This is a genomic window from Devosia sp. (assembly GCF_025809055.1).
GTDB lineage: Bacteria > Pseudomonadota > Alphaproteobacteria > Rhizobiales > Devosiaceae > Devosia.
In genome coordinates, this window is sequence record NZ_CP075529.1 from 1,663,752 (window position 1) to 1,683,060 (window position 19,309).

Annotated in this window: 20 protein-coding genes; 1 reads left to right on the forward strand and 19 read right to left on the reverse strand. The window is 61.9% G+C overall.

Annotated features, from left to right (window positions below; translation table 11 throughout):
* Positions 1 to 16: 16 nt before the first annotated feature.
* Positions 17 to 634 (reverse strand): trimeric intracellular cation channel family protein, encoded by a 618-nt coding sequence (locus tag KIT02_RS08150; RefSeq protein ID WP_297584742.1) that lies wholly within the window; start codon positions 632 to 634, stop codon positions 17 to 19.
* 88 nt (positions 635 to 722) lie between these two features.
* Here KIT02_RS08150 and KIT02_RS08155 point away from each other — a divergent pair, with 88 nt between their 5' ends.
* Positions 723 to 1,343, forward strand: a complete 621-nt coding sequence (locus tag KIT02_RS08155; RefSeq protein ID WP_297584745.1) for a hypothetical protein — start codon at positions 723 to 725, stop codon at positions 1,341 to 1,343.
* Here KIT02_RS08155 and KIT02_RS08160 read toward each other — a convergent pair.
* The 18 genes from KIT02_RS08160 to mdh all read right to left on the reverse strand — a co-directional run bounded on the left by KIT02_RS08160 (position 1,340) and on the right by mdh (position 19,141).
* Positions 1,340 to 1,675, reverse strand: a complete 336-nt coding sequence (locus KIT02_RS08160; RefSeq protein WP_297584748.1) for a cupin domain-containing protein — start codon at positions 1,673 to 1,675, stop codon at positions 1,340 to 1,342. The genes KIT02_RS08155 and KIT02_RS08160 overlap by 4 nt on opposite strands.
* A gap of 4 nt (positions 1,676 to 1,679) precedes the next feature.
* Positions 1,680 to 2,441, reverse strand: coding sequence for a 2-dehydro-3-deoxy-D-gluconate 5-dehydrogenase KduD (kduD, locus tag KIT02_RS08165; RefSeq protein ID WP_297584751.1), 762 nt, complete (start codon positions 2,439 to 2,441; stop codon positions 1,680 to 1,682).
* Positions 2,441 to 3,271: a 5-dehydro-4-deoxy-D-glucuronate isomerase gene (gene kduI / locus KIT02_RS08170; protein WP_297584754.1), complete on the reverse strand. Its 831-nt coding sequence runs from the start codon at positions 3,269 to 3,271 to the stop codon at positions 2,441 to 2,443. The genes kduD and kduI overlap by 1 nt, the downstream gene beginning before the upstream one ends.
* 2 nt (positions 3,272 to 3,273) lie before the next feature.
* A complete protein-coding gene (locus KIT02_RS08175) occupies positions 3,274 to 4,023 on the reverse strand; it encodes a FadR/GntR family transcriptional regulator (protein WP_297584758.1) in 750 nt (249 codons plus the stop codon).
* Positions 4,024 to 4,027: 4 nt separating this feature from the next.
* Positions 4,028 to 5,308: a TRAP transporter large permease gene (locus KIT02_RS08180; protein WP_297584761.1), complete on the reverse strand. Its 1,281-nt coding sequence runs from the start codon at positions 5,306 to 5,308 to the stop codon at positions 4,028 to 4,030.
* Positions 5,309 to 5,313: 5 nt separating this feature from the next.
* A complete protein-coding gene (locus KIT02_RS08185; RefSeq protein ID WP_297584764.1) occupies positions 5,314 to 5,838 on the reverse strand; it encodes a TRAP transporter small permease in 525 nt (174 codons plus the stop codon).
* Positions 5,839 to 5,905: 67 nt separating this feature from the next.
* Positions 5,906 to 6,886 carry a TRAP transporter substrate-binding protein gene (locus KIT02_RS08190; RefSeq protein WP_297584767.1) on the reverse strand — a complete coding sequence of 327 codons (981 nt, stop codon included), beginning with the start codon at positions 6,884 to 6,886 and terminating at the stop codon, positions 5,906 to 5,908.
* Positions 6,887 to 7,228: 342 nt separating this feature from the next.
* Positions 7,229 to 8,638 carry a dihydrolipoyl dehydrogenase gene (gene lpdA / locus KIT02_RS08195; protein ID WP_297584769.1) on the reverse strand — a complete coding sequence of 470 codons (1,410 nt, stop codon included), beginning with the start codon at positions 8,636 to 8,638 and terminating at the stop codon, positions 7,229 to 7,231.
* 22 nt (positions 8,639 to 8,660) lie between these two features.
* Positions 8,661 to 8,816 (reverse strand): hypothetical protein, encoded by a 156-nt coding sequence (locus KIT02_RS08200; RefSeq protein ID WP_297584772.1) that lies wholly within the window; start codon positions 8,814 to 8,816, stop codon positions 8,661 to 8,663.
* Between the two features lie 108 nt (positions 8,817 to 8,924).
* Positions 8,925 to 9,314, reverse strand: a complete 390-nt coding sequence (locus KIT02_RS08205; RefSeq protein ID WP_297584782.1) for an MAPEG family protein — start codon at positions 9,312 to 9,314, stop codon at positions 8,925 to 8,927.
* A gap of 56 nt (positions 9,315 to 9,370) precedes the next feature.
* Positions 9,371 to 9,865 carry a hypothetical protein gene (locus tag KIT02_RS08210; protein WP_297584792.1) on the reverse strand — a complete coding sequence of 165 codons (495 nt, stop codon included), beginning with the start codon at positions 9,863 to 9,865 and terminating at the stop codon, positions 9,371 to 9,373.
* A gap of 71 nt (positions 9,866 to 9,936) precedes the next feature.
* Positions 9,937 to 10,386 (reverse strand): hypothetical protein, encoded by a 450-nt coding sequence (locus tag KIT02_RS08215; RefSeq protein ID WP_297584795.1) that lies wholly within the window; start codon positions 10,384 to 10,386, stop codon positions 9,937 to 9,939.
* Between the two features lie 144 nt (positions 10,387 to 10,530).
* Complete coding sequence (gene odhB, locus KIT02_RS08220; protein WP_297584798.1) at positions 10,531 to 11,805, reverse strand: 2-oxoglutarate dehydrogenase complex dihydrolipoyllysine-residue succinyltransferase; 1,275 nt, start codon at positions 11,803 to 11,805, stop codon at positions 10,531 to 10,533.
* Positions 11,806 to 11,885: 80 nt separating this feature from the next.
* The gene (locus KIT02_RS08225; protein WP_297584800.1) at positions 11,886 to 14,888 is read right to left on the reverse strand and encodes a 2-oxoglutarate dehydrogenase E1 component; all 3,003 of its coding nucleotides are present in this window, start codon (positions 14,886 to 14,888) and stop codon (positions 11,886 to 11,888) included.
* 453 nt (positions 14,889 to 15,341) lie between these two features.
* Positions 15,342 to 16,247 (reverse strand): succinate--CoA ligase subunit alpha, encoded by a 906-nt coding sequence (gene sucD / locus KIT02_RS08230; RefSeq protein WP_297584802.1) that lies wholly within the window; start codon positions 16,245 to 16,247, stop codon positions 15,342 to 15,344.
* A 64-nt stretch (positions 16,248 to 16,311) separates the two neighbouring features.
* A complete protein-coding gene (locus tag KIT02_RS08235) occupies positions 16,312 to 16,839 on the reverse strand; it encodes a hypothetical protein (RefSeq protein ID WP_297584804.1) in 528 nt (175 codons plus the stop codon).
* Positions 16,840 to 16,843: 4 nt separating this feature from the next.
* A complete protein-coding gene (sucC, locus tag KIT02_RS08240) occupies positions 16,844 to 18,037 on the reverse strand; it encodes an ADP-forming succinate--CoA ligase subunit beta (protein ID WP_297584806.1) in 1,194 nt (397 codons plus the stop codon).
* Positions 18,038 to 18,178: 141 nt separating this feature from the next.
* Entirely contained in the window at positions 18,179 to 19,141 is a 963-nt protein-coding gene (gene mdh / locus KIT02_RS08245; RefSeq protein ID WP_297584808.1) for a malate dehydrogenase, read from the reverse strand.
* Between the last annotated feature and the right edge of the window lie 168 nt (positions 19,142 to 19,309).

The following is a 19,309-nucleotide window of genomic DNA, read 5'->3' on the forward strand; positions in this document are numbered from 1 at the left end:
CTGCCGGGGACTGGCCTCATTTGCGCATCTCCCGGTCGAAGACGAATTTGGGCATTTCCCACTTGAAGACCAGGGCAACCGTCCGCAGCGTGAACCCGAGCGCGATGGCGAGAACCACCATCAGGTCCACCGGGGCTCCTGCCAAAAGTCCCACGAAATAGAAAATGCCGGTGATCATCGACACGGTGGCATAGAGTTCGCCCTGAAAGATCAGCGGCACGTCGTTGCACAGCACATCGCGCAGAATGCCGCCAGCCGTTCCCGTCACCATGCCTGCGACGATGACTATGATCGGGTGTACCCCCGCCTCGATGCCGATATTGCAGCCGATGACCGTGAACACCACGAGGCCCAGCGCATCGAGCAGAAGAAATGGCCATTTGAGGCGATCCACCAGCCGCGCCAGCGGTATGGTGGCAAGGGCCGCTGCGCAGACCAGGAGGAGCACATAGGGATTCTGCACCCAGACCAGCGGATAGTGGTCGAGCAGAATATCGCGCAAGGTGCCCCCGCCCAATGCAGTGACGCAGGCGATCAGGCATACACCAAACCAGTCCATGTTGCGGCGGCCGGCGGCAAGGGCCGCCGTCATCGCCTCGACCGAAATGGCGATGTAAAAGGCGATGAGCAACATGGCGTGTCTCCGTTGCGTCGAAACCGGGTCGCCCGGCCAACCTTGTGCCACCATCATCTGCCCGCCACCGGCAATGGAAACAAGCCCCATGCGCAAGCCAAAATCCGTTCGAGCTCTCGAAGCATTCGGCCGCGTTCGCCTGTCCGAGAGCTTCTTCATGCGCGATTTTCTCTTTTCGGAGATCGCGACCATCCACGGCATCGGGAACATCCCCACCGATCCGGATCTCGCAATCGCCGCCGGAAAGCGCCTGTGCGAGGAATTGCTCGAGCCACTCCAGGCCCGGTTTGGACGTATCTCCGTTCGCTCGTCTTATCGCTCGCCCGAAGTCAACCGGTTCGGCAACGAGAACAAACTCAATTGCGGTAGCAACGAAGCCAATTTCGCCGGGCATATCTGGGACCGTCGCGACAGCGCAGGCCGGATGGGGGCCACGGCCTGCATCGTCGTGAACCGGTTTATTCCATACTACGAACGAACCGGCGATTGGGAGGCGATAGCCTGGTGGGTGCATGATCACTTGCCCTACTCCGATATGGAGTTTTTCCCCAACCTTGCCGCCTTCAATCTGCAATGGCGGGAAGAACCCATATGCAGCATTTATAGCTTCATCCCGCCAAGACGCGGCCGCCTTACGGAGCCCGGCAAGGCGAACTGGGCCGGTACACACGAAGCCGCCTATGCCACCATGCTGGCGGAAATCGGCTAAAGGAAATCCGCCCGGTGGGGCGTGAACACGTCGATCAGCCGCCCCTTTTCGAGGGCAACCACGCCGTGAACAAGGCCCGAGGGCACAATGAAACTGCCGCCCTGCCCGACCACCTCGGTCTTGCCATCAATCGTCACCTCGAAGCTGCCTTCGGCAACATAGCTGACCTGAATGTGCGGGTGGCTATGCAGAGCGCCAACGGCACCCTTGTCGAAGCCGAACTCGACCTGCATCAACTCAGGCGTATGAATGAGCACCCGGCGCGTATTGCCGGGGGCCAGTTCGGTCCACGCGGCCTGGTCCGGCTGCGCAAAAAACATCTGATCGGTCATAGTTCTACCTCGCGAGCCAGCCGCCATCGACCGGGATGACGGCGCCGTGCATGTAATTGGAAGCCGGGGCCAAAAGAAAAACTGCCGCGTCGCCGATGTCGGACGGCACGCCCCAGCGCCCGGCCGGAATTCGGCCCAATATGGCAGCGGAACGATCCGGATCGTTGCGCAGGGCCTCGGTATTGTTGGTCTCGATATAGCCAGGAGCGACGGCGTTGACGTTGATGCCCCTGGCAGCCCATTCGTTGGCAAGCAGGCGCGTGATGCCCAGAACGCCGCTCTTGGAAGCCGTGTAGCTGGCCACGCGAATACCGCCCTGAAAACTCAGCATCGAGGCGATGTTGACCACCCGCGCAGCGCGCCCGGCAGCTATGGCCTGCTTGCCGATCGATTGGCTGAGGAAGAACATCGTCTTGAGATTGATGTCCATCACGCTATCCCAGTCATCTTCGGTGAAATCGACCGCGTCGACCCGCTTGATGATACCGGCATTGTTGACGAGCCCGTCGATGGGACCATGCGCGCTCCAGGCACGGGCAAACATCGCCTGGGCCTCTGCCACCGATCCGAGGTCAGCGCGTTCCTCGACGAACTCGGCGCCGATCTCGGCCATTCGGGACGCCGTTTCCTGCATCGATGAGCGGCCGACGCCAATGACCTTGCCTCCGGCCCGGCCAATGCTGAGCGCGATGCCCTGGCCAATGCCGGTATTGGCACCGGTGACCATGACCGTTCGGTCTGCAAGGCTGAATGCACCCAAGTCCATCAGCGCAGGTCCGCCATCTCGACCTTTTCGACGTCGGTATAGTCGACATTGTCGCCGGCCATCGCCCAGATGAACGTATAGGCGCCCGTGCCGGCACCGCAGTGAATGGACCAGGGCGGAGACAGGATGGCCTGCTCGTTGCGCACGATGAGATGCCGGCTCTCGTCTGGCTCGCCCATCAGATGCACCACGAAGGCATCCGGCTTGAGGTCGAAATAGAGATAGGCCTCCATGCGCCGGTCGTGAATATGGGCCGGCATGGTGTTCCACACCGAGCCGGGCGCAAATTGGGTAAGGCCCACAACCAACTGGCAGGTCTTGACGCTGTCGGCGTTCACATACTGAAAAATCGAGCGCTCATTGGCGGTCTCGCCGCTGCCCAGGTCGAGGCGCTTGGCATTGGCCTGCTGCAGCAGTGTCGTTGGGTGAGCCGCGTGCGCCGGCGCGCTCAGGAGGTAAAATTTCGCACCGGAACCGGCGAAGGTCACGGTCTGGGACCCCATGCCGACATAGAGCATGTCGCGCGGCCCCACGGCATGGTCCGTGCCATCGACGGAAATCGTGCCGGCTGCGCCGATATTGACCGCAATCAGTTCGCGCCTGTCCAGAAACGCGGCCGTACCGGTGGGCTTGATGGCATCGAGGCCGATCGGTGACGCGCCGGGTACGGCGCCGCCAACAGCCATGCGGTCATAATGGGTATAGGTCCAACGCACCTGCCCCTCGGCGAACAGGTCGTCGATCAGGAAGTTCTCCCGAAGCTCGCCCGTGCCCATTCCTGCAGCGCTGATCGGGTCGATCGCGAAACGGATGTCGAATTCGGTGGTCATGGTCAGGTCCTGGATGGTTTGGAGTTCTCAGTCAGGCGGCTGCGATAGCGCTCCTGGCTGCGGGACAGGTGTTCGCGCATTGCATTGCGAGCACCCTCGGCATCTTGCGCGGAAATCGCCGACAGGATCCGGCCATGTTCCTCATGCAGACCGACCTGATATTCGTAGGTCAATATGCTGTCGGTGCCCCAGGGTGAGGCGACGTCGCAAGGGATGGTGCGGCTGCCCAGGGCGTCCAGCACCTCGATGTAGAATGGATTGTTGGTCGCCGCCGCTATCGCGCGGTGAAAGGCAAAATCGGTCTTGCCGGTGGGATTGCCCAGTTCCAGCAACCGGCCGAAATCGTTCCAGGCCTCCTGGATGGCGGCGTCCTGACTGGTGCTGCGGCGCTGCGCCGCCAGACCTGCCGACTCGATCTCGATGCCGATGCGCACTTCGAGCACATTGAGCGCCACCGAAATCTTGTTCGAGCGCTCCCCGGCAATGGTGCTGAAGGCAGAACGTGCCTGCGGCAGCACGAAGACCCCAGCGCCCTGCCGCGGCTGCACCATGCCATCGGCCGCCAGCGCCGCCATGGCCTCGCGGACCACGGTCCGGCTGACGCCGAAATGGGTCGACAACTGGCTTTCGGTGGGCAGCTTGGTGCCCGGCTCGAACTCGCCGGCAACCAGACGCTTGCGAAGCGTCTCGACCACCATTTCGGCGAGTTTGGGCTTTCGTGCCGGTGCCTGGCCCGTATCCATCAGCGACATTGCATCACCGGAATAGGCTCGGCAGCCACAGGGACAGCGCCGGAATATAGGTGACCAGGCCCAGGACGATGATACCGGCCAGATAGAACGGCCATACGCTGCGCATTGCCGTCCATATCGATATCTTGCCCACGGCAGCCGCGACGAACTGCACCGGACCAAGGGGCGGCGTATTGAGACCGATACCCAGGTTCAGGATCATGATCACACCGAAATGCACAGGGTCGACCCCATAGGCCTGCACCATCGGCAGGAAGATCGGTGTCGTGATGATGATCAACGGCCCCATGTCCATGAACGTGCCGAGCACCAGCAGCAGCACATTGATGAGCAGCAGAACCATCAGCGGATCGCTGGTCAACTGTCCGACGGCTTCGGTGAGAATCGGCGCGACCTTGAGATAGGCCATGAGCCAGCCAAACGACGCGGCGGCACCAATGATGAACAGCACCATCGCGGTGGTCCGCACGGCCCCCAACACGCAGTGGACGAATGTCGACCAGGTCATGGTGCGATAGACCAGCAGCGTCACGAGGAAGGCATAGATCACGGCAATGCAGGAGCTCTCCGTGGCCGTGAAGATACCTGATCGCACGCCACCGAAGATGATCGCAATCAGCAGGAGGCCGGGAATGGAGACGATGAAGAACTGCACCGCCTTGGAGAAGCCGGGAAAGGGCTCGGTCGGATAGCCACGCCTGCGGGCCACGACATAGGCGGTGATCATCAATGCCAGGGCGAGCAGCAGGCCGGGAATAACACCTGCGGTGAACAGATCCGCGATCGAGATGCGACCGCCGCCCGAAAGCGAATAGATGATCATGTTGTGGCTGGGCGGCAGCAGCAGCGCGATCAGGGCGGCCATCGAGGTAACGTTGACCGCATAATCGGCGCCATAGCCGCGCGCCTTCATCTGCGGGATCATGATGCCGCCAACGGCAGCTGCCTCGGCGACCGCGGATCCGGAAATACCGCCAAAAAGGGTCGAGGCCACCACATTGACCTGGCCGAGCCCGCCGCGAATGTGCCCGACGACGGCACCGGCAAAGGCGATGATCCGCGCCGCGATACCGCCGCGCATCATCAGGTCACCGGCAAAGATGAAAAAGGGAATGGCGAGCAGCGTGAAGGGCGACACGCCCGATGTCAGCTGCTGGAACACCACCACCGGCGGGCGGCCCAGATAGACAATGGTGGCAAAGCTGGCAATGCCGAGCGAGAAGGCGATGGGCGTGCCGACAACCATGAGCCCGCCGAATACGCCAAAGAGAATCCAGTATTCCATAGTCGTCAGGCCTCGTTCACGCTGGATTCGATCGTGTCGTTGTCAACCGGTTCGCCAGCCAGGCGCAAAGCCATGCGCTCGAGGATGAAGAGGCAAATCAGGACACCCGAAACCACGATCGGGAGATAGGTAAAGGTCTGCGGCAGGCCCAGAACGGGAATGCGGACACCCGCGCCGCGGATGGCCAGCTCGCCGCCATACCAGATCATGCCAAAGGCAAAGGCGAAGATCGCAATATCGCTGATGCTGCGCAGGAAGGGTCGCGCCTTGGGGATGGCGTAGAGCAGCACATCGAAGCCCATATGAAACTTTTCGCGCACGCCCACGGCGGCGCCCAGGAAGATGAACCAGCTCATGATCATGATGGATGCGCCTTCCGTCCAGGGCGGCGACGCATTGACCACGTAGCGCATATAGACCTGGTAGGCGACCAGAACGGTCATGGCGACGAGGCCAACGCCCGCCACCCACATGGCGGCCGTAGAAAGCGCGTGAAACACGCGGCTGAGCGCTAGAAGCCGGCTCTTCATTTATCCAGTCTCCCCAAAAATCCGGGCCGGCGCTTTGGCCGGCCCGGACTATTCGTCAAGCTTATGCTTAGCCTTCAGTGGCCTGGATGCGAGCGACCAGGTCCTGCAGTTCCGGATCGGTGACATACTTGTCATAGACCGGCTTCATCGCGTCGATGAAGGGCTGCTTGTCGACTTCATTGATCTGCACACCGAGCGCTTCGACCTTGGCCTTGGATTCGACTTCCTTGGCGGTCCAGAGTTCACGCTGGTAGGTGACGGATTCCTTGGCGGCTTCACGCATCGCTGCCTGAACTTCCGGGGACAGGCCGTCCCAGACGATCTTGGAGACCACGAGGACTTCGGGCACCATCAAGTGCTCGTCGAGCGAATAGAACTGGGCCACTTCGGCGTGACCGGCAGTGTCATAGCTCGGATAGTTGTTTTCAGCACCGTCGATAACGCCGGTCTGAATGCTCGAATAGACTTCGCCATAGGGCATCGGCGTGGCATTGCCACCCAGGGCGCCAACCATGTCCACGAAGATATCCGAACCCATGACGCGGAACTTCAGGCCTTCCATGTCGGCAGGCGAAGTGATCGGCTTCTGGCTGTTGTAGAAGGACCGGGCGCCGCCGTCATAGTAGGCGAGAGCCACGACGTCCACGGCATCGAATGCCGCCAGGATTTCCTCGCCGATCGGACCATCGAGCACGGCATGGAAGTGATCAGCGGAACGGAAGATGAAGGGAAGCTGGGTGACGGTGGCTTTCGGAACCTGGGTACCGAAGGCGCCGATGGAGATACGGTTGAGATCGATCACGCCGAACTGGGTTTGCTCGATCGTGTCGGCTTCCTGGCCCAGCTGTGCCGAGTGGAACACCTCGACCGAATATTCACCGCCGGTCTTCTCGGACAGAAGTTCGCCGAACTTCTTGACGGCTTCAACGGTGGGATAGCCATCGGGATGGGTGTCGGAAGAGCGCAGCACTGTCTGGGCGCTGACGCCCGACACCATGAATGTAGTGGCGACGACGGCCGCAGCCGCCATCTTTGGCAGATGAAACATGTAAGTCCTCCCAGAATGTCCTCAAGCGGCCCGCCTTCAGGCTGCAACCGCCGCAGGGCTGATACCCCGCACCGGCTTTTTCTGATGCCAGATCGTGGCCGGTTGAAAACTGGTATGGAAGATTGAGAGACAAGTCAACATACAATAATTGGCATGTTGTATGATGACTTTTGATGACGTCCAGCCAACAGAAAGGGCCCCGGACTGCGTCCGGGGCCCCTCAATAGTTGTCGTCACATCCCCATGCCTTCTCGCTCAATCCTAGCGGGAACGCGGGCCCTAAGGCCTTGCGTGGGCGTACCTTTTGGCGAGGAAGCTGGTAACCCTCCCCCGGCGACGCCTCTAGATGTGGATGGCGCCATCGCCCAGCGACAGCGCCGCCTCGCGAATGGCTTCCGACAGGGTCGGGTGCGCATGGGTGGTGCGTGCAAGGTCTTCCGAGGCGCCAGAGAATTCCATCAGCGTCACGAGTTCATGGATCATCTCACCGGCATTCTTGCCGACAATATGGGCGCCAAGAACGCGGTCGGTCTCCACATCGGCCAGGATCTTCACAAAGCCCTGCGTCGCCAGCATGGCCTTGGCACGGCCGTTGGCGGTGAACGGGAACTTGCCGATCTTGTAGTCGATGCCATCGGCCTTGAGTTCATCCTCGGTCTTGCCGACCGAGGCGACTTCCGGATTGGTATAGACCACCGAGGGAATGGCGGCGTAATTCACATGACCCGCCTGGCCGGCAAGGATTTCGGCGACGGCAATGCCCTCGTCTTCCGCCTTGTGCGCCAGCATCGGGCCGGCAATCACGTCACCGATAGCGTAGATGCCATCCACCGAGCTCTTGTAGTGGCCATCCACCCGCACGCGGCCCCGCTCGTCAAGGGCAACGCCGGCAAGGTCGAGACCCAGGCCTTCGGTGAACGGCTTGCGGCCGATGGCGACAAGGGCAATGTCGGCACCGATGGTTTCCACATCGCCGCCCTTCGCGGGCTCGACACGAACCGACAGCGAACCGTCTTCCTGCTTGTCGATGCCGGAAACCTTGCTCGAAAGCTTGAATTCCATACCCTGCTTCTGCAGCATGCGCTGGAACTGACGGGCAACTTCGCTGTCCATGCCGGGCAGGATGCGATCGAGATATTCGACCACCGTGACCTGTGCCCCAAGGCGCAGCCAGACCGAACCCAGTTCAAGTCCAATAACACCCGCACCGATGACAACAAGATGGTTCGGCACCTTTTCGAGGGCAATCGCGCCCGTCGAGGTGACAACCGTCTTTTCGTCGATATCGATGCCCGGCAGCGAAGCCGACACCGACCCCGTGGCAACAACGATATTCTTGGTGGCAATCTCAGTCTGGGACCCGCTTTGCGGCGTCACCAGCACCTTGCCGGCAGAAGGAATGGAGCCGATCCCCCGGAACACGGTGATCTTGTTCTTCTTGAACAGGTAATCGACGCCGCCGACATTGGACGCCACCGTCTCGCTCTTGTGGGTCATCATCTGCGGAAGGTTCAGCTGCGGCGCCGGAATGTCGATGCCCAGCGCCTTGAAGCCGTGTCCGGCTTCCTCGAACAGTTCGGATGCATGCAGCAGCGCCTTGGACGGGATGCAGCCGATATTGAGGCATGTGCCGCCCAGGGTGGACCATTTTTCGACTACGGCCACCTTCAGACCCAGCTGCGCGGCCCGGATGGCGCATACATAGCCGCCGGGGCCCGAGCCGATAATGGTGAGGTCAAATTGGTCTGCCATGGTCGTAAGCCCCAGAGAATGATCAGCGATGCTGTGCATTGCGCACGGCGAGCGCCAGGAATGTAATGCCGGTGACGCGATTAGACCACCGGCCGAAGCGGAAAAAGCCCTGTCGCGACGACGGGTTGGTAGACAATATCGACACCAATGCCAACCGCGCAAAAAGCATGATGGTCATGCTGCCGCACTGCCGCACCGTGAAGATGGCGCAGCGTTACACCAGAAGGATTGGGTCGGCAACGAAACGCGCCCCCAACCTCCCCTGCCCGTTCGGCAAGACCAGGTATCAGGCGACGACGCCCGCGAACATCAACAGCAGGCCAACCAGGGATACAGTCCAGACGCCGGAGCGCAGGAACTTCAGGTCGATGAAGTAGCAGGGCAGATAGACGAGGCGAGCCCAGAACCAGAGATGTGCGCCCCAAAAGGTCAGGCTGTCCGAGCGGCCGGAGAACTCGATAGCGACCACCAGAGCCACAAATAGCGGATATGTCTCGAGAAAATTGGCGAGGGCGCGTTGGCCGCGCACCGTCCATCGGTTCGGCGCCCGCTCGTGGTCGCGCTGACTGCCGGCAAATTCCACGCCATAATCGAGGCGATAGAGCGTGGATTGGACGCAGAGGTAAAGGGCGCCGAGGGCGACGCTCCAGATGAGATAGGTCAGTTCCAGGCTCAAGTCAGAAGGCCCCTATTGTCTCGTCGCCATTGATACGCGGGGACCGCCTGAATGGATCACTCGCACCCCACAAGCTTGAACGCGTCGCCCGGTTCGAGGTCGTCGACCCACTCGCTTTGCCGGTAGTTGGAGTACCACAGACTCACGGCGAGTTGCGGCAGGATGATCTGATCCGGCGCGGCCGAACCCCGCTCGATATCGAGGAAACGCACCTCGCCATCATACACGCCATAGACCGCAGGATGCTGATATTCCTCAAGAAAACCGCACTCCTCGGTGCCGCCCGCCGTACATGGCCCCGTGACCGACCACAGCGGCGAGCCGAAGCCATTGGGGACATGAACGGCGCCCTGCATGGTCACGTCGGAATTGGGCATCTCAAAGTAGAACGCCGCTGTCTGGTTCGGGGCCGAGACTTGCGGGACCTGGGTAAAGGTGATCCACCAGGGGGCGCCGGGCTGTTTATAGCGCGCATTGTAGAGCGTGCATTCGGACGCCAGCACGGGGCCGGCCACCAGGCTTGTGATCGTGAGCAACAGCACCAAACGCATCGCTATCCTCCTGAAATTTCAGGAAGTATGGCAAGGCTTCATCGTCCGCGGCAACCCGCGATGAGGGGTGGTCAGGAGGCGGAAATGTCCTGAGCGCGCTTGAGGACTTCGGGCAGTTGCTTGTCGATATCCAGGGTGCCGCTATCGACCTGCTCGAGGAAGGCCTTGCAGAAAACCTTCTTGTCACCGGCCTGGTTATAGGCGGTCATGATCTGACTGCCGCCATAGGTTTCGGCCGCCTTGACCTCTTCAGGCGAGCCCCCGCCCAGCCGCGAAATCACCCGGTCAGCCAGGTCCAAGTAACTGATATTCCTCAGATACCAATTCGCAGCGGCGTCCTTGAAGGCATTGTCGAGGCCGGTGGTTTCATAGCAATGGGTGCTCATGACATCGACAATGGCCTTGGAGCCATGAAACGCCATCAGTTCCCCCACCAGGGCCGCGTCGTCCTGGGCATGGCCCTGCCCGGTGAGCCCGAATACGGCGACGACAATGAGCGGAACGCGCTTCAATTTACTCATTCTCCACACCGGCCAGACCCTTGGCATAAACCGGCTAAATGCTAACAGACTGTTATCGTTTGCGGGCACGCCGCACACCATTTGGTGAGCGCACGAAAAAGGCCCGCCGAAGCGGGCCCTTCTAGAGACGAAAAGTGGCAAGACCTAGAGGTCGAGCACCAGGCGCTCGGGTGCCTCGAGGCTTTCCTTGACGCGGACGAGGAAGGTCACCGCTTCCTTGCCGTCGACGATGCGGTGATCGTAGGAGAGCGCGAGATACATCATCGGGCGGATGACGATCTGGCCGCCGACGACGACGGGACGCTCCTGGATCTTGTGCATGCCCAGAATGCCCGACTGCGGGGCATTGAGGATGGGCGTGGACATGAGCGAGCCATAGACGCCGCCATTGGAGATGGTGAAGGTGCCGCCCTGCATGTCGGCCATGGACAGCTGGCCATCGCGGGCCTTCTTGCCCAGATTGCCGATTTCCTTCTCGATCTCGGCAATGCCCATCTGGTCGGCATTGCGCACAACCGGGACGACGAGGCCCTTGTCGGTGCCCACGGCCACGCCGATATGGGCGTACTGCTTGTAGATCAGGTCATCGCCATCGATCTCGGCATTGACGGCCGGGATTTCCTTGAGGGCGTGAACGACTGCCTTGGTGAAGAAGCCCATGAAGCCCAGCTTGACGCCATGCTTCTTCTCGAAGAGCTCCTTGTAGGAATTGCGCAGGTCCATGACCGGCTTCATGTCCACCTCGTTGAAGGTGGTCAGCATGGCGGCAGTGTTCTGCGCATCCTTGAGGCGGCGGGCGATGGTCTGACGCAGACGCGTCATCTTCACGCGTTCCTCGCGATCCGCATCGTCGGCCGAGACCGGAGCGCGCGGCGCGGCCGGCTTGGACGGCGCCTCGGCCTTGGCGGCCGGAGCCGGGGCGGCAGCGGGCTTTGCCAGCGCGGCCAGCACGTCTTCCTTGAGCACCTGGCCGGCCTTGCCGGAACCGGCAATATTGGCGGCGTCGAGACCCTTTTCGTTGATCATCTTCTGGGCCGAGGGCGCCGGTGCGCGATCGGTACCAGCAGCGGCCGGTGCGGCGGCGGCAGGCTCGGGCTTGATTTCTTCGGGACCAGCCGGCTTGGCGGCGGGCACTTCGGCCGGTTTGGCCTCGGCCTTGGGCGCGGCGGCGGCAGCACCCGAACCGGCGGCGATGGCACCCAAGAGGGCCCCGACATCGACCGTGTCGCCGGGATTGGCGGCGATGGCTTCCAAGACGCCAGCAGCGGGAGCCGGCACTTCGATGGTCACCTTGTCGGTTTCCAGTTCCACCAGCGGTTCGTCGGCTGCAACGCTGTCACCGACTTTCTTGTACCACTGACCGATGGTCGCCTCGGTGACGCTTTCGCCCAAGGTCGGCACGCGGATTTCAGTCGACATGAAGTTTGTCCTTCTATTTCGGGCCAGAGCGCCACTGTCCTAGGGACGAATGTGGCGCTCTTTATGTCTTGTCACAAGGCTTAAGAGCCGAACGCGTCGTCCAGGAATTCCTGGAGCTGGGCAAGGTGCGTGCGCATCAGGCCGGTCGCCGGGGAGGCAGCGGCCTTGCGGCCGACATAGCGGACGCGCTGTCCGCCACGACCCATCTGGTCGAGCACCCATTCGACATAGGGCTGGATGAAGGTCCAGGCACCCATATTGCGCGGCTCTTCCTGACACCAGACCACTTCCGCATTGGGGAAGCGGTTGAGTTCATCGAGCAGGGCCTTGGCCGGGAACGGATAGAGCTGTTCGACGCGCAGCAGATAGACGTCGTTGATGCCCTTCTTCTCGCGGTCTTCCAGCAGGTCGTAATAAACCTTGCCCGTGCACAGCACGACGCGACGGATCTTGTCGTCGCTGGCCAGCTTGATCGTGGTCTTGGGCAGACCGGGTGCCTCGGCATCGTCCCACAGCAGGCGATGGAACACGCTGTCCGGACCCAGTTCGACAAGGCCGGAAACGGCGCGCTTGTGGCGCAGCAGGCTCTTGGGCGTCATCAGGATCAGCGGCTTGCGGAAGTCGCGCTTGAGCTGCCGGCGCAGCGCATGGAAGTAGTTGGCCGGCGTGGTGCAGTTGGCAACCTGCATATTGTCTTCGGCACAGAGCTGCAGGAAGCGCTCGGGGCGGGCAGACGAGTGCTCGGGGCCCTGCCCCTCATAGCCATGCGGCAGCAGCATCACCAGGCCCGACATACGGAACCACTTGCGTTCACCCGAGGAGATGAACTGGTCGATGACCACCTGGGCGCCGTTCACGAAGTCGCCGAACTGGGCTTCCCACAGGGTCAGCGCCTTGGGATCGGCCAGCGAATACCCGTATTCGAAGCCCAGCACCGCCTCTTCGGACAGCATGGAGTTGATGACTTCATACCGCGCCTGGTCGGGCGAGAGATTGTTGAGCGGGGTATAGGTCTTGTTCTCGACCTGCTGGTCATTGAGCACCGAGTGGCGCTGGCTGAACGTGCCGCGTTCACAATCCTGGCCGCTGAGGCGAACCGGGCTGCCTTCGGTCACCAGGGTGCCGAAGGCCAGAGCCTCGGCCGTGGCCCAATCGATGCCCTCGCCGGACTCGATGGCGGCCAGGCGATTGTCCATGAAGCGCTTGACGGTCTTGTGGACGTTGAAATCCGCCGGGACATTGGTGAGCTTGGTGCCGATCTCGACCAGGGTCTCGATGGCAACGCCGGTATCGCCGCGGCGCGGGCCCTCGTCGTCGGCGGGCTTGTAGTTCTTCCAGGCGCCATCGAGCCAGTCGGCCTTGTTCGGGCGATAGTCCTGGCCGGACTCGAATTCACCTTCGAGCTTGGCGCGCCAGTCTGCCTTGAGCTTTTCGACATCCGCCTCGGTCAGCAGGCCTTCGGCGATCAGCTTTTCCGAATAGAGCTCGAGCGTCGTCTTGTGACCCCGGATCTTGGAGTACATGAGCGGCTGGGTGAAGCTGGGCTCGTCGCCTTCATTGTGGCCGAAGCGGCGGTAGCAGAACATGTCGATGACGACAGGACGGCCGAACTGCTGGCGATATTCGACAGCCACCTTGGCCGCGAACACCACCGCTTCCGGATCGTCGCCATTCACATGCAGAACCGGCGCCTCGATCATCTTGGCGACGTCGGTCGGATAGGGCGAAGACCGCGAATAGATCGGCGAGGTGGTGAAGCCGATCTGGTTGTTGATGACGAAATGGATCGAACCGCCGGTGCGGTGACCCTTGAGGCCCGACAGGCCCAGACATTCGGCAACCACGCCCTGGCCGGCAAAGGCAGCATCGCCATGGATGAGCAGGGGCAGGACCATGGAACGGTCCGGCTTGCCCTCGGCGACGATGTCGACCAGCTTGCCTTCGGGCGAAATGAACTGGTCCTGCTTGGCGCGGGCCTTGCCCAAAACCACCGGATCAACGATTTCGAGATGGCTGGGATTGGCCGTCAGCGACAGGTGAACCTTGTTGCCGTCGAACTCGCGGTCGGATGACGCACCAAGGTGATACTTCACGTCGCCCGAACCCTCGACATCGTCGGGGTAGAAGGCGCCGCCCTTGAATTCGTGGAACAGGGCGCGGTGCGGCTTGGCCAGTACCTGGGTCAAAACGTTGAGGCGGCCGCGGTGGGCCATGCCCAGGACAATGTCCTTGATGCCCAGGGCCCCGCCGCGCTTGATGATCTGCTCGAGCGCCGGGATCGTCGCTTCGCTGCCATCAAGACCAAAACGCTTGGTGCCGGTATATTTGACGTCGAGGAACTTCTCGAAGCCCTCAGCCTCAACCAGCTTGTTGAGGATGGCCTTCTTGCCCTCGGGAGTGAAGGAAATTTCCTTGTCCGGCCCCTCGATGCGCTCCTGAATCCACTGCTTGGCTTCGGGATCGGAGATATGCATGAACTCGATGCCGAGCGTGCCGCAATAGGTGCGCTTGAGGATCGCCAGCATTTCCGGGATCGTGGCGTATTCGAGTCCGAGATAATTGTCGATGAAGATGCGGCGGGAGAAATCCGCCTCGGTGAACCCATAGCTCTTGGGATCGAGCTCGGGCGCGGATTCGTCGGACTTGAGACGCAGCGGATCGAGATCGGCATGCAGATGCCCGCGCATGCGATAGGCCCGGATCATCATGATGGCGCGGATGGAATCGCGGGTGGCCTGCAGCACGTCTTCGGCAGTCGGCGCCGGCTTGCCCTCGGCCGCGGCCTTCCTGGCGGTGGCCTTTTCGGTCTTTACGGCGATTTCGCCCCAATTGCCGTCGAGGGCATTGACCAGTTCGCCGCCTGCCGTCTGCGGCCAGTCTGCCCGGCCCCAGCTGGGACCGTCGGCATTCTTCTTGGCCTCGGCCTGGCTGTCGTCGAGCCGGGAGAAGAAGCTCGACCAGGTCGGATCGACGCTGGAGGGATCGGTTTTGAAGCGGGCGTAAAGTTGTTCGATGTAGTCGGCGTTCCCCCCATAGAGGAACGAGGTCAGCAAGAACGTGTCGTTCTTTTCCTGTCGTGTCATCGCTTGTGTGGCAGGACCTTGCGCCCTGCGATCCTTCTCAACGAACCGGCAGCAGCCGGTCTCATGCGGTCCCTAATTTTGCGCGGATACTGACCGCTTATCCTTAGTATCCTGTTAAGTGTAGCGCCCCCTGAGCAGGGACGCGGCTCAATTCCGGTTTACCCCAAACGGGGTAACACCAATCCGTGTCCGAAGCGCGACCGACATTGGTCGCAGATGGACGGTTTTGCCCCCTGCCCTATCCTCACTGGGGAGGGTGGAGGGGGTGTGTGGCGAAGTGGTGCCACCCATTCGATGTCACCTTCCCCCTTGAGGGGAAGGCAAGCAAAGCTTGGCCGAAGGCCTAGCGACGCTCGGAAGGGGGGACCTTCCTGCCCGCCATTCGAGCATAGCTCTCATGGCCTGCTCGCCTCAAATCGCTCCACCGGAGCGATTTGCCCTTCGGGACGGCTCTCAGCCCCGCAGCACGTCCGCCAGCGTCGCGCCGATGCGCGCCGGGGAGGCCGATACCTTGATGCCGGCCGCTTCCATGGCCGCGATCTTTTCTTCGGCGCCGCCCTTACCGCCCGAAATTACGGCACCAGCATGACCCATGGTGCGGCCCGGAGGCGCGGTGCGACCGGCAATGAAGCCGGCCATGGGCTTCTTGCGGCCCTTCTTGGCCTCGTCGATGAGGAACTGGGCCGCTTCTTCTTCGGCCGAACCGCCGATTTCGCCGATCATGATGATCGACTTGGTGGCTTCGTCGGCCAGGAACATCTCGAGCACGTCGATGAACTCGGTGCCCTTGACCGGGTCGCCGCCGATGCCCACGGCCGTGGTCTGGCCCAGGCCTTCATTGGTGGTCTGGAACACGGCTTCATAGGTAAGCGTGCCGCTTCGGGAAACAATGCCCACCGAGCCCTTGGAGAAGATCGAGCCCGGCATGATGCCGATCTTGCATTCTTCCGGCGTCAGGACGCCAGGGCAGTTCGGGCCGATGAGGCGCGACTTGGACTTTTCGAGCTTTGCCTTGACGCGGACCATGTCCATGACCGGCACGCCCTCGGTGATGCAGACGATCAGCTCGATTTCCGCATCAATGGCTTCCTCGATGGCGGCAGCGGCGCCCGGAGGCGGCACGTAGATGACCGAGGCATTGGCGCCCGTCTTGTCCTTGCCCTCGGCAACCGAGGCAAAGATCGGCAATTCGGTGCCGTCGACACCGGACGACCACACTTCGCCACCCTTCTTGGGATGGGTGCCACCCACCATCTTGGTGCCGAAATAGGCCAGGGCCTGCTCCGTGTGGAACGTGCCGGTCTTGCCGGTCAGGCCCTGCACGAGAACCTTGGTGTCTTTGTTGACGAGAATGGACATCCTGTTTCTCTTCCGTCTTGCGGCGCGCGGCGCCCTGTTCGTGCCCGCCGAGGCGGGGCAGTGATTATTCGCCCGACTGGGCCCGTGGCGAGATGATGGTGAGCTGGACGACAAAACCGATGTCATCCCAATGGGTCAGCAGCATGGTCTCGGTGCTGCCGGTGCCGGTGAGGCTGGCATAGGTGCCAGTGTCGGCCTCCTGCACCTCGCCATCGTAGCGATCGAGCGCGGCGATGGCCTCGATGACGCCCTGGGCATTGCCCCGGGTCTCGGCGGCATCGATGCGGCAATAGCCGAGTACGCGGTCGGGATAGGTCTCGACCAGCGCGAACATCTCGACCCAGCCCAGGCCGTGCAGATCGATGGTGGCGTCGTAGGAGCGGACATAGGGGCTTTCGCCCTCATTGTCATAGGCATCCCAGCCGGCTGCAACAGCGTCGTCCAATGCCAGAACGTCACCGGTGGCAAAGGCCTCGCATGTCTCGAGCACCCCGATCGCCTCATCGGCCGGAGCGGTCTTGGTCTTGCCCTGGGCGAGGGCGGGCTGAGCCGCCAGCGCCAGGATCGCGATCAGTGCAAGGGCCCTGTGCATCGGGTCAGGCCCCGATGGCCTTGACGATCTTCTGGGCTGCATCGTCCAGGTCGTCGGCCGAAATGACGTCGAGGCCGGAATTGTCGAGGATTTCCTTGCCTTCCTTGACGCGGGTGCCTTCGAGACGGACCACCAGCGGCACCTTGAGGCCGACTTCCTTGACCGCGGCAATGACGCCCTCGGCGATCACGTCGCAGCGCATGATGCCGCCGAAGATGTTGACCAGAATGCCCTTCACCGCCGGATCGGCCGTGATGATCTTGAAGGCTGCGGTCACCTTCTCCTTGGAGGCGCCACCGCCCACGTCGAGGAAGTTGGCCGGCTCTGCGCCATAGAGCTTGATGATGTCCATGGTGGACATGGCCAGGCCCGCGCCATTGACCATGCAGCCGATATTGCCGTCGAGGGCAACATAGGCCAGGTCGTACTTGGACGCCTCGATCTCCTTGGCGTCCTCTTCGGTGAGGTCGCGGAGGGGCTTGAGCTCTTCATGGCGGAAGGAGGCGTTGTTGTCGAAGCTGACCTTGGCGTCGAGCACGCGCAGGTGGCCGTCGGTCATGACGATCAGCGGGTTCACCTCGAGCAGGCTCATGTCCTTTTCGGTGAAGGCCTTGTACAGGATCGGGAAGAGGCTCTTGCCGTCTTCGGCGGCCGCACCGTCGAGCTTGAGCGCTTCGTTGATCTTGGCCACGTCACCGGCGGTGACCCCGGCGACGGGATCGATGGCGACGGTGATGATCTTCTCGGGGGTGTGCTCGGCAACCGCCTCGATGTCCATGCCGCCTTCGGTGGAGACAACGAAGCTGACCTTGGAGGAAGCGCGGTCGACCAGCAGCGAGCAGTAGAGTTCGCGGGCGATATCGGCGCCGTCTTCGATATAGAGGCGGTTGACCTGCTTGCCGTTTTCGCCGGTCTGCTTGGTCACCAGGGTGTTGCCCAGCATTTCCCTGGCATTGGCGATAACATCCTCGACCGACTTGGCCAGACGCACGCCGCCCTTGGCATCGGGGCCCAGCTCCTTGAACTTGCCCTTGCCGCGCCCGCCGGCATGAATCTGCGACTTGACCACATAGAGCGGGCCCGGCAGCGACTTCGCGGCGGCCTCGGCTTCATCGGCCGAGTAGATGGCAACGCCATCGGCAACGGGCGCGCCATAGTCCTTGAGCAGCGCCTTGGCCTGGTGTTCGTGGATGTTCATATCTGGTCCCCTATGGGTGGGTCACTCGTTGCGGTCACGGAGCCTCAACCCCCACCGCGTCATTCCCGCGAAAGCGGGAATCTCGCTTCGGCGCCTCCCAAAGGGAGATCCCCGCTTTCGCGGGGATGACACCGATTTCGTTTACGCCAGCTTCGGCGCGATCTTCTTGCAGGCTTCGATCAGGCCTTCCACGGCAGCGACCGACTTGTCGAAGGCCTTCTGCTCGGCGGAATTGAGGGAAATCTCGACGACCTTCTCGGCGCCACCGGCACCGATGACCACCGGCACGCCGACATAGGTGCCCTTGACCCCGTATTCGCCGCCAAGCTGCACCGCACAGGGCAGCACGCGCTTCTTGTCCTTGAGATAGCTCTCGGCCATGGCAATAGCGGAGGCGGCCGGAGCGTAGAAGGCCGAACCGGTCTTGAGCAGGCCGACGATCTCGGCGCCACCGTCGCGGGTGCGCTGGACGATGGAATCGAGCTTGTCTTTGCTCATCCAGCCCATCTTGACGATGTCGGTCAGCGGAATGCCGGCAACGGTCGAATAGCGGGTGAGCGGCACCATGGTGTCGCCGTGGCCACCCAGCACGAAGGCGTTGACGTCCTGGATGGAGACGCCCAGCTCTTCGGCGATGAAGTGGCAGAAGCGCGAGCTGTCGAGCACGCCGGCCATGCCGATCACCTTGTTGGCGGGCAGGCCGGAGAACTTCTGCAGCGCCCAGACCATGGCATCGAGCGGGTTGGTGATGCAGACGACGAAAGCGTCGGGCGCATATTTGGCAATGCCCGCACCCACCTGCTCCATCACTTTGAGGTTGATTTCAAGCAGGTCGTCGCGGCTCATGCCGGGCTTGCGCGGAACGCCGGCGGTGACGATCACCACATCGGCGCCGGCAATATCCTTGTATTCGGACGTGCCCTTGAGGGTCGAGTCGAAGCCCTGAGCCGGAGCCGACTGGGCGATGTCGAGGGCCTTGCCCTGCGGTACGCCGTCGACCACGTCGAACAGAACAACGTCACCGAGTTCCTTCTGCGCAGACAGCAGGGCCAGCGTCCCGCCAATCTGTCCAGCACCGATAAGGGCAATTTTCTTGCGCGCCATAAGTCCTCATCCCAGACTGCGTTGAATTGGCGCACCTCTTAACCCTGTCAGCAATCCCCGGCAAGTGAACCCTTCGTCGTAAAGAGCGAATGTGCCTTGCTCATGGGTGATGGGGGAGTGCCGGATGGGCATTGGTGAAATGCATCGCAGACACGTGCGACATTTTTT

What these genes read in the sequence shown, in the direction of transcription:
- KIT02_RS08150 (WP_297584742.1), bottom strand. Translation starts at nt 634, where the DNA reads ATGTTGCTCATCGCCTTTTACATCGCCATTTCGGTCGAGGCGATGACG.
- KIT02_RS08155 (WP_297584745.1), top strand. Translation starts at nt 723, where the DNA reads ATGCGCAAGCCAAAATCCGTTCGAGCTCTCGAAGCATTCGGCCGCGTT.
- KIT02_RS08160 (WP_297584748.1), bottom strand. Translation starts at nt 1,675, where the DNA reads ATGACCGATCAGATGTTTTTTGCGCAGCCGGACCAGGCCGCGTGGACC.
- kduD (WP_297584751.1), bottom strand. Translation starts at nt 2,441, where the DNA reads ATGGACTTGGGTGCATTCAGCCTTGCAGACCGAACGGTCATGGTCACC.
- kduI (WP_297584754.1), bottom strand. Translation starts at nt 3,271, where the DNA reads ATGACCACCGAATTCGACATCCGTTTCGCGATCGACCCGATCAGCGCT.
- KIT02_RS08175 (WP_297584758.1), bottom strand. Translation starts at nt 4,023, where the DNA reads ATGTCGCTGATGGATACGGGCCAGGCACCGGCACGAAAGCCCAAACTC.
- KIT02_RS08180 (WP_297584761.1), bottom strand. Translation starts at nt 5,308, where the DNA reads ATGGAATACTGGATTCTCTTTGGCGTATTCGGCGGGCTCATGGTTGTC.
- KIT02_RS08185 (WP_297584764.1), bottom strand. Translation starts at nt 5,838, where the DNA reads ATGAAGAGCCGGCTTCTAGCGCTCAGCCGCGTGTTTCACGCGCTTTCT.
- KIT02_RS08190 (WP_297584767.1), bottom strand. Translation starts at nt 6,886, where the DNA reads ATGTTTCATCTGCCAAAGATGGCGGCTGCGGCCGTCGTCGCCACTACA.
- lpdA (WP_297584769.1), bottom strand. Translation starts at nt 8,638, where the DNA reads ATGGCAGACCAATTTGACCTCACCATTATCGGCTCGGGCCCCGGCGGC.
- KIT02_RS08200 (WP_297584772.1), bottom strand. Translation starts at nt 8,816, where the DNA reads ATGACCATCATGCTTTTTGCGCGGTTGGCATTGGTGTCGATATTGTCT.
- KIT02_RS08210 (WP_297584792.1), bottom strand. Translation starts at nt 9,865, where the DNA reads ATGCGTTTGGTGCTGTTGCTCACGATCACAAGCCTGGTGGCCGGCCCC.
- KIT02_RS08215 (WP_297584795.1), bottom strand. Translation starts at nt 10,386, where the DNA reads ATGAGTAAATTGAAGCGCGTTCCGCTCATTGTCGTCGCCGTATTCGGG.
- odhB (WP_297584798.1), bottom strand. Translation starts at nt 11,805, where the DNA reads ATGTCGACTGAAATCCGCGTGCCGACCTTGGGCGAAAGCGTCACCGAG.
- KIT02_RS08225 (WP_297584800.1), bottom strand. Translation starts at nt 14,888, where the DNA reads ATGACACGACAGGAAAAGAACGACACGTTCTTGCTGACCTCGTTCCTC.
- sucD (WP_297584802.1), bottom strand. Translation starts at nt 16,247, where the DNA reads ATGTCCATTCTCGTCAACAAAGACACCAAGGTTCTCGTGCAGGGCCTG.
- KIT02_RS08235 (WP_297584804.1), bottom strand. Translation starts at nt 16,839, where the DNA reads ATGCACAGGGCCCTTGCACTGATCGCGATCCTGGCGCTGGCGGCTCAG.
- sucC (WP_297584806.1), bottom strand. Translation starts at nt 18,037, where the DNA reads ATGAACATCCACGAACACCAGGCCAAGGCGCTGCTCAAGGACTATGGC.
- mdh (WP_297584808.1), bottom strand. Translation starts at nt 19,141, where the DNA reads ATGGCGCGCAAGAAAATTGCCCTTATCGGTGCTGGACAGATTGGCGGG.